The organism is Alcanivorax nanhaiticus, from assembly GCF_000756665.1.
Classification (GTDB): Bacteria; Pseudomonadota; Gammaproteobacteria; order Pseudomonadales; family Alcanivoracaceae; genus Alcanivorax; species Alcanivorax nanhaiticus.
Genome location: NZ_ARXV01000011.1, coordinates 35,469 through 49,869, shown reverse-complemented (window position 1 = coordinate 49,869; position 14,401 = coordinate 35,469). Strand labels below are relative to the sequence as shown.

The 14,401-nt window shown below is 56.3% G+C and carries 8 protein-coding genes; 2 read left to right on the top strand and 6 right to left on the bottom strand.

All coding sequences use genetic code 11. The annotated features are described in order from the left end of the window. Positions 1 to 92: 92 nt before the first annotated feature. A complete protein-coding gene (locus Y5S_RS13275; protein WP_035233707.1) occupies positions 93 to 1,466 on the bottom strand; it encodes a WS/DGAT/MGAT family O-acyltransferase in 1,374 nt (457 codons plus the stop codon). A gap of 599 nt (positions 1,467 to 2,065) precedes the next feature. Between Y5S_RS13275 and Y5S_RS13270 the strand changes: the two genes are divergently transcribed. Both Y5S_RS13270 and Y5S_RS13260 read left to right on the top strand, forming a co-directional pair. Beyond that, the gene (locus tag Y5S_RS13270; RefSeq protein ID WP_035233609.1) at positions 2,066 to 3,664 is read left to right on the top strand and encodes an isocitrate lyase; all 1,599 of its coding nucleotides are present in this window, start codon (positions 2,066 to 2,068) and stop codon (positions 3,662 to 3,664) included. A gap of 350 nt (positions 3,665 to 4,014) precedes the next feature. Further along, entirely contained in the window at positions 4,015 to 4,440 is a 426-nt protein-coding gene (locus Y5S_RS13260) for a hypothetical protein (RefSeq protein ID WP_035233607.1), read from the top strand. Positions 4,441 to 4,454: 14 nt separating this feature from the next. Here the strand turns inward: Y5S_RS13260 and Y5S_RS13255 are convergent, their stop codons facing one another. The 5 genes from Y5S_RS13255 to Y5S_RS13235 form a co-directional block, all read right to left on the bottom strand. Continuing rightward, positions 4,455 to 5,768: a choice-of-anchor Q domain-containing protein gene (locus Y5S_RS13255; protein ID WP_035233606.1), complete on the bottom strand. Its 1,314-nt coding sequence runs from the start codon at positions 5,766 to 5,768 to the stop codon at positions 4,455 to 4,457. Positions 5,769 to 5,922: 154 nt separating this feature from the next. Continuing rightward, positions 5,923 to 8,853, bottom strand: coding sequence for a COG1361 family protein (locus Y5S_RS13250; RefSeq protein ID WP_035233605.1), 2,931 nt, complete (start codon positions 8,851 to 8,853; stop codon positions 5,923 to 5,925). A gap of 585 nt (positions 8,854 to 9,438) precedes the next feature. Further along, the gene (locus tag Y5S_RS13245; protein ID WP_035233604.1) at positions 9,439 to 11,253 is read right to left on the bottom strand and encodes an acyl-CoA dehydrogenase C-terminal domain-containing protein; all 1,815 of its coding nucleotides are present in this window, start codon (positions 11,251 to 11,253) and stop codon (positions 9,439 to 9,441) included. 540 nt (positions 11,254 to 11,793) lie between these two features. Beyond that, on the bottom strand, positions 11,794 to 12,603 hold the full coding sequence (locus Y5S_RS13240; protein ID WP_035233603.1) for an SDR family NAD(P)-dependent oxidoreductase: 810 nt from the start codon (positions 12,601 to 12,603) through the stop codon (positions 11,794 to 11,796). Between the two features lie 45 nt (positions 12,604 to 12,648). After that, positions 12,649 to 14,349: a potassium/proton antiporter gene (locus Y5S_RS13235; RefSeq protein ID WP_035233602.1), complete on the bottom strand. Its 1,701-nt coding sequence runs from the start codon at positions 14,347 to 14,349 to the stop codon at positions 12,649 to 12,651. Positions 14,350 to 14,401: the final 52 nt, after the last annotated feature.

Genomic DNA, 14,401 nt, shown 5'->3' with positions numbered 1-14,401 from the left:
CGAGTTTCGAAAATCAAACCCCCCAGTAGTGGCACTGACCGCAGGTTTTCGTCACTCGAAACTCGTTACTCGCTTCTTTATTGCCCAGCGTCTCACTTGATCCCCGCGGCAATCTCCAGCTCACGAATGGACTGTTCCAGATAATCCAGCAAGCGCTGCATGGACGGCAGGGTACGGCGGCAGGCAATCAGGCCGAACTCCAGCTGGTCCACATAACTGGTCAGGGTGATATTGAGCGCGATGCGGTCCAGGGCAATGGAGACCGGATACATCCCTTTCAGTCGGGCACCGTTCCAGTACAGCGGCTCCTTCGGGCCGGGCACGTTGGAGATGACAACATTGAACGCGCGCCACTTGGGGGCCAGTCCGGTGAGCAGGTTGAGGCCGGTGGGGGCCATGGTCAGCGCGGTGAAGTTGAGGATCTCCTCAGGGCTCATCTGGGCGAAGCGCTGTTTGGCTTCTTCAATGGAATTATGAATCACACGGATGCGATTGCCCGGATCGCAGATATGCGTGCCCAGGTTCGCCAGGATCATGCCGATCTGGTTGCCCTCGGCGCTGTCATCCTGACGCAGACTCATGGGCACCATGGCAATCAGCGGTTCATCCGGCAGCGCATGCTGGCTGATCAGGTATTCGCGCAGGGCGTGGCCGCACATGGCCAGCACCACCGTATTCACCGTACAACCGAAGGCCTTGGCCAGCACCTTGAGCCGCGAAAGGCTGTAGCTCTGGGCGGCAAAACGACGTGAGCCGGTGATGCTCTTGTTCAGAATGGTATCCGGGGCCTGGAAGATGGAGACGTAGTTTTCATCCTTCTTGGCTTTCTGGCTGACCTTGTAAATCTCCCGGGCCAGCCCCGGCACGGTAGCGGCCTGCTTACTGATGCCGGCGGTCAGGCGTGCCAGGCTGGAGGCGACATCCACCGGGTTACTGGGCAGGGAGCGACCACGCTTTTTTGGCTGATAGGCCCACACGGGTGGCAGATTGCGCTCTTCCGGATCGGCAGACAGGGCACGCATGCCCAGGCGCATGGCGGAAATGCCATCGACCACAGAGTGGTGGATCTTGGTGTAAAGGGCGAATTGGCGGCCGCGAATGCCTTCAATAAGGTGGGCTTCCCAGAGCGGCCGCTCGCGGTCCATCAAGTTGGAATGTTCTGCGGACACCAGCGACAGCAGTTCCCGGATACGTCCCGGTTTGGGCAGCGCTTCGTGACGCAGGTGATGGTCGATATCGAACTGTTTGTCCTCGGTCCAGTAATACTGACCCAGGCGGCGAGTCAGCTTCTGGTTGAACGGTGCCACCGGGCTGCTGTATTCGCGCATCTGCTCAGCCAGTTCGCTGACATACTTGGGGCCGGCGTCGTCCGGAAACTGGAACAATTGCAAGCCGCCTACATGCATGGGTTGCTGGCGTTTTTCGAGCCACAGAAACAACTGATCCACCGGGCTAAGCGCTTTCATAGAATCCTTTTCCTTATCACTTATCGTTTTTCCATCTGCACAGCGACGCAGTTTGATCACCGTCATAAAAGGGAAATGCACTCTCCATGCCAACCCATATAAAGAGAGGGAGCGCTGTGCAGAGAAGATCATAGTAGCAAAGGGGGCCGGGGGTCACTGTGTCGGAGGTGTAAAGATGCCGGCGCTTGAGTGAACAAATCGGGCTGTCTCAGTGGTCACTGTCATTGAAGGAAATTCATGGCCAGCAAGGGACAAAAAGGGAAACCGAAGCAGGGGTTTTGTTGCTTGCACCCGTGCTGAGTTTGGCAAAGACTTCGGGATGACCAACCGGTGACCAGGGAGTCATTGCCGGTGGAGAGAGAGACGGGCCCAGACTCTTGTTCTGCATCCCGTATCTTGCTCCAGCCAGGATCAGGAAGAAGAAATGCCGTGCGCACCAAAGCATTCACCTCGTGAATACCGAAAATAGATCATATTGATTATGTTTATGGGATGGCGAGGTCTAGAATGCGCTGCATCGTAGGCCGGCATGTCCTGACATGAACAGGGTTGCCCCTCTCCGGTATCGATAAACCAATTTCTTATATCAGAGGTTCACCATGTCATACACCAAAGATATCGAAGCACTTAGCTCCGTGATTGGTGCCAACAGCACCTGGAAAGATATCAATCCGGAATCTGCTGTTCGCATGCGTCTGCAAAACCGTTTCAACACGCATCTGGATATCGCAAAATTCAATGCCAAGACCATGCGTGAAGACATGGCTGCCTATGATGCCGACAACAGCCTGTACACTCAGTCTCTGGGTTGCTGGCACGGTTTCATCGGTCAGCAGAAGCTGATCTCCATCAAGAAGCACTTCGGCACCACCAAGCGTCGTTACCTGTACCTGTCCGGCTGGATGGTTGCTGCTCTGCGCTCCCAGTTCGGTCCGCTGCCTGATCAGTCCATGCACGAGAAGACTACCGTTGCTGACCTGATCCGTGAGCTGTACACCTTCCTGAAGCAAGCTGATGCTTGGGAACTGAACCACCTGTACCGCGCTCTGGACGATGCCAAAGAAGCTGGCGACGCTGCCAAGCAAGCTGAAATCATCGACAAGATCGACAACTACGAAACTCACGTTGTTCCGATCATCGCTGACATCGATGCTGGTTTCGGTAACCCGGAAGCCACCTACCTGATGGCCAAGCAAATGATCGAAGCGGGTGCTTGCTGTATCCAGATCGAAAACCAGGTTTCCGACGAGAAGCAGTGTGGCCACCAGGACGGTAAAGTAACCGTTCCTCACGCCGACTTCCTGGCCAAGATCAATGCCGTACGTTACGCGTTCCTCGAGCTGGGCGTTGACGATGGTGTGATCGTTGCCCGTACCGACTCTGAAGGTGCTGGCCTGACCAAGCAGATCGCTGTTTCCACTCAGGAAGGCGACCTGGCTGATCAGTATAACTCCTTCCTGGAAGGTGAAGAAGTAACCGATCCGTCCACCGTTCAGCACGGTGACGTTCTGGTTAAGACTGCTGGCAAGCTGATCAAGCCGACCAAACTGGCTTCTGGTCTGTTCCAGTTCCGTCGCGATTCCAACATCGACCGTGTTGTTCTGGACTGTGTCACCAGCCTGCAGAACGGCGCTGACCTGCTGTGGATCGAAACCCCGACTCCGAACATCGAGCACATCAAAGGCATGGTTGATCGCATCCGCGAACAAGAGCCGACTGCCAAGCTGGTGTACAACAACAGCCCGTCCTTCAACTGGACCCTGAACTTCCGTCAGCAGGTATTCGATGCGTGGGAGAAAGAAGGCAAAGACGTATCCGGTTACGACCGTGCCCGTCTGATGAGCGCCGACTACGACAACTCCGAGCTGGCTGCTGAAGCTGACAAGTGGTGCCAGAACTTCCAGCGTGACGCTGCTCGTGAAGCTGGTGTATTCCACCACCTGATCACTCTGCCAACCTACCACACCGCTGCTCTGTCCACCGACCAGCTGGTAGAAGGCTACTTCGGCGAAGAAGGCATGCTGGCCTACGCCGCTGGTGTTCAGCGTCAGGAAATCCGTCGCGGTATCGCTACCGTGAAGCACCAGGACATGGCCGGTTCCAACATCGGTGATGACCACAAAGAGTACTTCTCTGGTGAAGCTGCTCTGAAAGCTGGTGGTAAGCACAACACCATGGGTCAGTTCGAGAACAACTAAATTTCTCGATCTAACCTTCGGTTAGTGTGAAAAACGGCTCCCGCAAGGGGGCCGTTTTTTTTTGGCTCATCGCGGATTGATGGGAGGTAGGTTTGTCAGAGGTGTGAACGCGGACTTCGACTGCCAACCCAAACCCCATCCTCCGCCGGTGCAGGGAAGGTTCGACTGCGAATAGCTTTTCCATCATGGCTCGGCATCGCGGCGGAACCGCCGCTCCCACAAAAACGGCACGCACGGGGACCTGGAGGAGCTTTGTATAAGCAACTCCCTGCCTATTGGTATTGCTCCCTGACTCGATGAAAATGGAGGTATGCCGGTTCATGGAAGAATCAGCAGCGTGAGGGAATGCCATGGAAACCACTGACAAGCTTCACAAGGAAGAAATCAGCGGCGTGGAAAGAGTGCTGCGCTGGATGCTGATGTTGATGCTGGGTGCGGTCTTTGTTGTCCACTTTCTGCCGGGCACTTTGCATCTGCTTGCCGCTCTGCCCAAAACGCCGGACCGCGCTGTGCTGATACAGCAGGGGTTTGCCTTGCTGTTGGTGATCACGACCCTGGCGCTGCTGGCGGAACGCACCTGGGCGTTTCTATTGCTCTATATCAGCGCGATTACCGCTACGTTGCTGATGGGTATATCTCTGGTGCCCTGGGTGGTTGGGCTGTTACGGCCTGAGCAAGCCACCGAAGGGATGATTGCGGCCAATCTGAGCGTCCTGATCTTTGGCGCGTTCTGCCATTGGTTGCAAAAAAATCGCAGCGTGGAGGATCTCAGCTGAGTGATGGCGGGGACTTAAGGTTGTACTGACCGCAATATCAGCTGGTTTCCATTCTCTTGTTTTATTGCTACTCCACCATGGCCTCGTACTTCCAGTGATTGACCAGGCTGAAGCTGCAGCGTGATATCGCGTTTGGGTGCAGGCAGTGGCCGATCAAGGGTAATGGTGCTGGCTCCAGGTAACTTTTTCGGGTCCAGAGTCAGGCTGTGTTTTTGCGGGTCGGCATTGAGCAGGGCGATGGCGCCACGCAGGGAACAGTCCTGACTCAGTCGGGTGCAGCGGCGCAGATCCTCATCGGATAGGGTATCCACCTGCAGCTGCAACACCGCTTGTTTTTCAAAGGCACCGAGATCAGCGATGCCGGCGGCAAACCGGGGATCGCCGTTGCCACGTTGATCCCACATCAGCGGATTGCCTGCGGCATCGACGGAAAGTGCATTGTCTGCTTGATTGATCACTGGGCTGTTGCCCCGCAATGGCAACGTCCGGGTAGGGCCGTTGTAATAACCCAGTTCGCCGAGCAATGGATCAGTCGTAAAGCGGGGTGTGCCGCAGCCGCTGGATGACATGATCAAATTGGAAGTATTGTCATCAGGCATATTCTGCGTGGATGGAAAAGATGCCGGTCGACATTCGGCGTCAGGACCGGGCTGGTTGTGAGCCAAAATATTATTGGCCAGGGTAACGGAACCTTGGCGAAACAGTCCGGCACCCGCGGGTGCGGTATTGGCTGTGAGGGTATTGTGGATCAGTGTCAGACTGCCTTGTTCAGAGAAGATGCCTCCCCCCTGTTGCTGCGCCTGATTGTTGAGCAAGGTGCTATTGAGCAACGTAAGCTGCCCTGCCTGTTGATATATGGCGCCACCCTGTTCGGCCCGGTTGTTCATAATCAGCAGGCTATCCAGTAGCACATTGCCCTGACTGAATAGCGCGCCGCCCTGCCGGTTTTTTCCTCCAGTCAGAGTCAGGTAACGAAGGGTGAGGTGAGTATTGCCCGGTACCGTGAAAAGGGGAAAACGACTTTGGCCATCCAGTGTGACCCCGCTGGATTTCCACAATCTATCTGGGATATAGCCATCAATGGTCAGCGTGTCGGTGATGGAGGGCAACGGTTGTTTTAAAACCAGAGTCTGGGGTGTGGCGAACACCACAGGGTCAAAGCGAATTGTGTCAGCACCCGGTTGCCGGTTGGCGAGGTGGATCGCCTCGAACAGGGAGCCGGGGCCATCATTCTCTGTTTGCGAAACGATAATATCAGCCGCCATGCCGGGCTGGCAGAGAAGTAGCGCGCCGAGCAACAGTGCGCAAGCATGGTGGGATCTTGGCATGGGATTATCCTTAATCCTGTTTTACTGGATCGCTACCCGGATCATAGCACCAGATGAAAACGCAAGCGGCGGTGCAGCGATCAAGCAATTGCGGTGTCAAAAAAGGGGCCGGTTCTCACCGGCCCCTGTTGCATACCTCCTCCGCTAAGCGGTTTTAGCAATCGCCAGCTTCATAGTTGGCAAGGTCACGCGTACCGTTGGGATCCGCCTGCGGGATGATGGCACCATCCGCATCTTCGATACTGACGTCATCACCGGAGTTGTTGTACTCATCCAGCTGACCTTGAAGGCGGTTGATTTCCTTGCGGTTGTTGCCGCTCAGTGCTTCCACCATGGCATCAATCAGGGACAAGCCGCTGTCAGGATCAGTGGGTACGGTCGCGCCATTGCTCAGGCCATCATTCAGAATGGCGGCCATCAACTGCCAGGAAGAGTGCAGTTTGGTGCGACAGATCTGGGTACGACGATCACCATCGGACTGTTTGCCCATGTTGGACCAGAAGATGCCGAACACATCCGCGCAGGAGTGCAGGGTCTTCCATCCCAGGTTGATCGGGAAGCCCACATGGTCACGGGCGATGTGGCAGGTGTAGCCCAACTGTACCGGGCTTGGGTAGTTGCGATCGCCATCGCTGCCATGGCTCTTCCAGAAGCCGAGGGTGCGAGTGGCGTCGCCACCTTGCTCTACATCGCAGGTGTCGCCAGCAGAATCATTGAGAACGTTAGCCAGGCCAGTGACAGCAGGCAGCGTTGCGGTGATATCTACCTGATTCACCACTGGGCTGGTACCGGCAATGACACCCGCTTCAATGCGCAGACAGCCATCCGACGGATCGTTGTCATAGGTACAGCTGCCGCTGGTGCCAAACATCACATCCAGCTGATTGATTCCGAGCACACTGTCACTGATGTCCACCAGCAGATCCACATCACCGGTATTGGTGATATCGATGCGGAAGTTGGCGGAGGTACCCGGTTCCACCGGCTCGTTCAGGCAGGTTTTGCTGACAGTGATAGCCGGTGCCACCACATCCACTTCATGGGAGTCCATGTCGGATGCCGTGTTGGCAAACGCATCACTGGCTTGCACGGTCACGGTGTTGGTTACCGGATCGCTATCCGTTGCCAGGGTTTCCCGAGTCAGTTGAATGGTGCAGCTGTTACCAATGTTCAATGTGGCCGGAGCAACCGGACAGTCACTGCTGGTAATGGCCGGATGCGTGCCATCGGTGAGATCCCCGACCAGGTTATCCACGATGCTGTCCAGAGTCAGATCGGAGTCGGAGCCACCGCCATTGGCAATGGTGATGGTGTAGGCCACATCGTCACCCACCTTGGTGTAGTTGTCGCCGGTCTTGGTGACAGTGATGGTGCTTTCACGGCGTTTCACCCGAACCGTCACGGTATCAGAGTCATTGACCACGTTGACGAATCCGGCAGGGCTACAACTTACGGAAGCCACATTGACCACATTGCCGGGGTTGTTGAGTGCGCCGGAATTGGCGGTAATGTTGGTGCTGCCTCCGGGTGCCAACATCACATCAATGGTGCTGGGGTCGCCATCGCCATCGGTGTTGTTTGGATCAATGCTCAGGGTATTGTCCGTTACCGTACAGGACAGCGTTGGCGTATTCGCGCTGCTGGTGTTGCTGACGCTAATCCGGTAGTTCACCGCATCGCCCTGGAGAATCTGGGCGGGGCCATCATTGAAACCGCCATTGCCATCACCGACCTGTTTATCCAGTGATACGGATGGCGTGAATAGTCCTACTTCATGGCTGCTGGTATCAGAAGCGATATCGCTGCCGAACAGGTAGGTGGCGGTAACCGTGTTGCTCAAAGGGCCAGCCATCTCCGGCACCACATAGTTGTATTCAATGGTGCAGGTGTCGCCGGCATCGAGGCTGTCGCCACAATTGTCGAACAGCGTAATGGCGGGATTGCTGCCGTCAGTCAGATCGTTTACCAGAGTATCGGTGATGGAACTCTTGGTAATTGGCAGGGCGCCGTCGTTTTCTATTTCAACGGTATAGCTCACGGTGTCGCCGACCTTGGAAAGCTCAGGACCCGTCTTGCGAACATCAAGGCTACAAAGATCAAACTGGTTGATCACCATGTCTTCCAGTTCGGCGGTTTCGGATTGCGATTGCCGGGTCTCGGCAATATAGGCACCGATACAGGGAATTTCTCCGTCATAGAGTGCACTGAGATTCAGACCACCTTCGAAGTAGGTGATGGGCGGGAAGGTCGGACTGTTACCGTCCACACCTTTGGTGGTGTAGGGCCAGGGGGCAACGGCATCGGTAGCATTGGTGACGCCGCAGGCCTCATCATTGGCAGCACTGTCGCCGCAGTCTGAGCTCTCTATGGCCAGCGTCAGCTCACCCTGGGAGGGCGCCACTGGCTGATTGAGCGCATCGTTGGGGCCCCAGGTATAAACATCATACCGGCCTACACGACCGCCGTTGGTGATATCGGCCTGAACCAGGATGTCGCCTTGCACATGGCCGTGGCTGAAATCGCCATTGGGCAGTGGGGTGACCGGGTTTTGCAAGAACCAGAACCCGATGGCCGCATCACCGTTTTCAGAAAACGCATCCAGGCCGAAGAACAGGAAGTAGTCGTCCTTGCCGTCATTATTGACGTCGACACCGGGTGCTCGCTCCAGAGAAATGAAGACGCTGCCAATGTCGTTCTTGTCGTTAGCGCTACCGAGTTTCCATCCCCAATCACGCTTTCCTCCCAGGATGTCATTCGAATCCTTGGCACCAGCGAAGATATCATCGTTGGGATCGTTCACCTTGTCGCGGTAGAAGGTCGATACGATATGGGTCGACGCGGCAATACCGGCACACATGCCTACCCGATCCGGATCGATGTGATCACAATAAATCAGATTGGCGTCTCCACCCGGTGTCAGTGGGTTATCTACGGCATTTTGATCAAGCTCGAAGACCCCGGTGTCATGGGATGCCTGACTGGCAGCAGGCAGTCCCAGACATAAAAAAGCAGCAAACAGCAGTTTGCCGCTCCTCTTTATCAGGCTCGCGATCCGAGCCTTCTGATCCTGTATTAGCGGCTTCATGACTCTCTCCATAAATCCATTCGTCACGTCCTTTTGAGCGGTGCCTTCCCGGCCCCGTTACCCGTTATTTTTCCCCGATGACAGCTGGAAAAATGCGTCAGTCTGCAATCAAAAAGGGAATGCTTTTTAGCTGCAGGCTGATCCCCTAAAGAGTAGTCCCGGCATGGGGCCTTTGCATGATCGGTAGAAAATATGAGGGCTAAAACGGTCGCGTCCCTTTCCCGAAAATGGAACAGGGAAAAGTCGCAGGAAGAGAAAGTCGACAGAAAGGCTCTGCCTTGTCGGTACTCGCCGAGGCTGTTCAAAAAACAGGAAAGGTGCTGTCCTGAAAACAGGAATTTTTCAAAGACAAAAAATAACATTTTTCTTGTGCGGTCTTCGGCAGCAGTTAACCTCAGGCAATATATTCAAGGCGTTACCCTCTCTTCAGGAGAGGTGGTGCGAAGGTTGTGCAGTAACGAATGGATTCGAAAGGGAGTTTGGTTTCTATATGGCAGGAATGTGAAAGCGGGGAAATAGCATAAACAAAAAAGGCGGCTCGAAAGCCGCCTTTTTTGCAGTGCAACATGACGTTGCCCGTCAGGCTTACTCGTAATCGAACGAGAAGTCTTCGGCCTTCAGCTTCATGATGCTGCGGGTCGGCTTCAGGGCAGCTTCTGCGTGGCCCTTGGCGCTGGGCAGCATGCGCTCGAAGTAGAACTCTGCAGTGGCCAGTTTGGCCTTGTAGAATTCTGCCGGTTCGGCGCCGCCATTTTCCAGCTTGTCCTTGGCTACGCCAGCCTGCAGTGCCCAGAAGTACGCCATCATGGCGTAGCCGCTGTACATCAGGAAGTCGTAGCTGGCAGTGGACACCATGTCGCGATCTTTCGCGGCTACCAGCATGATGCGGGTAGTCAGGTAGTTCCACTCGGCGGCAATCTTCAGCAGCTTCCAGGCGAACGGACGCAGCTTGGGATCACGCAGGTTCTTGGTGCCGAATTCCACCAGATTCTTGGTGAAGTCACGGACACACTTGCCCTTGGTGGTCAGCAGAACCTTACGGCCCAGCAGGTCGAGGGCCTGGATACCGGTGGTGCCTTCATACAGAGTGGAGATACGCGCATCACGCACGATCTGCTCCATGCCGTGTTCCTTGATGTAGCCGTGGCCACCGAACACCTGCATGCCGTCATTGGCCACTTCCAGACCTTTTTCGGTCAGGAAGCCTTTCAGGATCGGGGTAAAGAAACCCAGCTCGCTATCCCAGTGATCGTACTTCTTCTTGTCGTCTTCCAGGATGCCGGAAATCATGTTGTCGGCGTACTGGGCAGAGAAGTACAGCATGGCACGGCCGCCTTCGGCGATAGCCTTCTGCTTGAGCAGCATGCGACGTACATCACCGTGGTGGATCAGGCTGTCAGCGATGGCGTCCGGTTCTTTCTTGCCAGACAAGGCACGCATGGACTTACGCTCTTTGGCGTAAGGCAGTGCACCCTGGTAAGACAGTTCGGCGTGGGCAATACCCTGCATGGCAGTACCCAGGCGGGCAGTGTTCATGAAGGTGAACATGCACTCCAGGCCCTTGTTTTCCGGACCAATCAGGAAACCGGTGGCTTCATCGAAGTTCATCACGCAGGTAGCGGATGCCTTGATGCCCATTTTCTTTTCCAGGGAGCCAACGCTGACACCGTTGTCTTCACCGATCTTGCCCGGCAGGTACTTGGGCACGATGAACAGGGAAATACCCTTGGTGCCTTTCGGTGCGTCAGGCAGGCGAGCCAGCACGATGTGGACAATGTTTTCCACCATGTCGTGGTCGCCGGAAGAGATGAAGATCTTGGTGCCGGAAATCTTGTAGGAACCATCTTTTTGCGGCTCGGCCTTGGTCTTCACCTGACCCAGGTCGGTACCACACTGGGGTTCGGTCAGACACATGGTGCCGCCCCAGGTGCCTTCGGTCAGCGGTACCAGGTAATCCTGCTTCTGTTCTTCAGAACCGTGCAGCTGGATGGTGTTCATGGCACCCAGAGACAGGCCCGGGTACATGGAGAAGGACCAGTTGGCGGTGGCCATCATTTCCTGCTTGATCAGACCCAGAGACATGGGCAGACCCTGACCGCCGTACTCGACCGGGTGGCTCAGACCCTGCCAGCCACCAGCCTGAAACTCTGCGTAGGCTTCCTTGAAGCCTTTCGGGGTTTTCACCACGCCGTCTTCCAGCTTGCAGCCTTCCTCGTCGCCGCTCTGGTACAGCGGGCCAATGGTGTTTTCACACAGCTTGGCCATTTCACCGATGATGGCTTCCACCATATCGGGGGTAGCGTCTTCACCGTTGGGCAACGTTTTGTAGTGGCTTTCGAAATCGAACACTTCGTTCATCAAAAAGCGCATATCGCGCACGGGGGCCTTGTAATTAGGCATGAGAAATCCCTCGTCAGAATCAGTCAGGCTGTCATGATGAAATTCCGGGTCAAACCCGAACAGGACAGCGGATCACGGGGCGCATTGTTGTGGAAAGCCATCGCAAAGACATTGACTGTCAAGGCGGCAAGGGCGCGGCGTTACGGTGAATGGGCGTTCACGGGGGATTGAGCTATGAGCTGCTAGCGACGAGCTGCGAGGAAAACCAACAACATCGCAACGAAGCCGCTGTGGGAACGTAGCGAAGCGGAGTAACGCACGGAGTGCGGCCCCGAAGGGGTGAGCGCAGCGAATAACTTGCCTGCAAGCGATCCGAGCCTTTGCGAGGCAAAAAGGTTCGAGTCACGAGTCACGAGTTGCGAAAGGCAAAACCCCAACCCTGGGGTCCGGCCACCGGTTTTTAGGTTTTCGAAACTCGGTACTCGTCACTCGCTTCTGGAATTCATACCTCGCCGAGGCTCGGATCGCGGTCGAACGACCGCTCCTACAGCAGCTCCGTAGAAAGGGTTTTCCTCAAAGCTCGTAGCTAGAAGCTCGGAGCTATTTCTTCCCCTTCCAGCTATACATGGAAGTCGACACCCCGATCCGGTAGGCCACTTCGTCCCAGATCTTGCGGGGCAGGGCGGCTTTGAGGAGTTCGGTGGATTTGGCGATGGGTGGCTCGATCACGAAGCTGTCTTTCTTGAGCATGCCCCTGATGATGCTCTTCACCACTTTCTCCGGGGTGAGCATGGGCGTCAGTAGCGGGGTTTTCACGCCGTCGAACATGCCTGTGGAAATGTAGCTGGGGCAGACGGTGGTGACGTCCACGTTCTTGATCTTGCGCACATCCAGTTCCAGGCGGATGGATTCCGAGAAACCCACCACTGCCCATTTACTGGCTGCATAGGTGCTTCCGTAAGGCAGACCCACAAAGGCGGAGGCGCTGGCAATGTTGACCAGATAACCCTGTTTGGCCTGGATCAGATCATTGAGGAAGGCATGGGTAGTGGCCATCAGCCCTTCGGTATTGATGCGGAAGGTATTCAGGTGCTGTTCCAGCTCTACCTGCTCGAACTCGCCACCAAACACCACGCCGGCATTATTGATCAGCGCAGTAATGGGGCCGACCTCTTCATGAAGCTTGTCGCGGAACTTGGCAATGGAAGCGAGCTTGCTCACATCCAGTACATAAGCATGGGCCTTGCCGCCCGCCGTCTTGATCCGGTCTGCCACTTCACGGGCAGCCGCAATACGGCGCGCGGTGACAATCACCTCCGCCCCCTGTTTGGCAAACTCTTCGGCCATCAAGGCGCCAATACCGGCACCGGCGCCAGTGATCAGAATGCGGTGATTATTAAAACGGGCCATGATTCATCCTTGCGTACTAATGAGACTGCACTCGATACTGAATATTTATCCCGGCAGTTTCAGGCCAGCCATCACCACCAACCCGTCTTCCACCGATCTGGCCCGCAGGCGCAGGCCACTGACCCGTACCGTATCACCGACCACCGCTTGTTTCCCCACATGTTTGGTAAACAACTCCGCCACAGTCAGGCCCTGCCAGAGTGGCGGGGGGGCATCGACGCCATAGACGGCTACCAATTGCGCTACCGGGGTTTTACCCAGCACGACGAAATCGCCGTAATAGCGTTTCTCATCCTGGCTCATGTAATGACAAAGGTCGGACAGGGCAGGCTTGTGTGCCAGCGGAGCCAGCCAGCTGATCAGGTCACCCGCTTCAATAACCGGGTTTTCCGTCGGGCTCAGCACCTGGTGCTGGCGGTACAGCATCAGGGGGGTGCGATCCTGCTCTGACAACTCGGTCAGGGGTTTTCCTACCGCCTTGGCCCCGGCCTCCACTTCAAATTGCAACAGGTAGCGGTCGCGGGGCGTGGCCAGCGCGACCGTTTGCCGGGGCTCCGTGGAAGGCGGAATCGAGACCTTCATCCGTCGTGCCATAAAGCGCAGGCTGGTGCCTTGGCCAATCAGCGAGATCAGCACCACCACCAAGGTGATATCGAACAGCAGGTAGGTCTGTTCTACCCCGGCCAGCAGCGGGAACACGGCAAGCACAATGGGTACGGCGCCCCGCAAGCCTGTCCAGGCAATGAAGATTTCCTCCCGGGCCTTGAAGCGAAACGGCAACAGGCTGATCCACACGGCCACAGGTCGTGCGAACAGCATCAGAAAGGCTGCCACCGCCAGTGCCCAGGGCAGATTCTCGGTGAGTCGGGAGGGCGTTACCAGTAGACCCAGAATGAGGAACATGCCGGATTGGGCCAGCCAGGCCATGGAATCCATGGATTTGAGCACGTTGTCGCCGGTGCCGCCGCGGCGGTTGCCGGCCACCAGTCCGGTCAGGTAAATGGCCAGAAAGCCGGAGCCACCGGCCAGGTTGGTGAGGGCAAACACCATGGCACCGCCACTGCATAGCAGCAGCGCATGCAGGCCCTCATTGCTGCGTACACGCAACAGCAATTCGCTGATGACGATGCCCAGCAACAATCCCATCACCGCGCCCAGCCCGAATTGCTTGACCAGCGTCAGCAACATGCTGGCCCCCCAGGAGGCATCCGGATCCACCAGCATGCCCACCAGCATCAGGGTAATAAAGATGGCCATGGGGTCGTTTAGCCCGGATTCGATTTCCAGGGTGCTGGCTACCCGCTCATTCAGTTTCACCCCGGCGCCCTTGATGACACTGAATACCGCTGCCGCATCGGTGGAGCCTACGATGCCGCCCAGCAGCAGCCCTACACGCCAGTCCACCCCCATCAGCCAGGTGGCAAAGGCGCCTACCAGCCCGGCCGAGATGGCGACCCCCAGCGTGGCCAGACTCAGGGCAGGGCGCAGCCCCAGCTTGAAGGTGCTGAGCCGGGTGCGCAGGCCGCCATCCAGCAGGATCACCGCCAGGGCGATATTGCCGATCACATAGGCGGTGGAAAAGTCATCGAAATCAATCCCGCCAATCCCGTCTTCCCCGGCCAGCATCCCCACCACCAGAAAGATCAACAGCGACGGTACGCCGAACCGGGCACTCAAGCTGCCCAGCAGCAAGCCGGTAAACATCAGTCCGGTGCCGATCAATAGAAAAAGGTTGAGAGAATCCAAGGAGTTTTCCGGTTAAGTGAGATCAGGGTTCTATAGTAGAATAGCTTACACG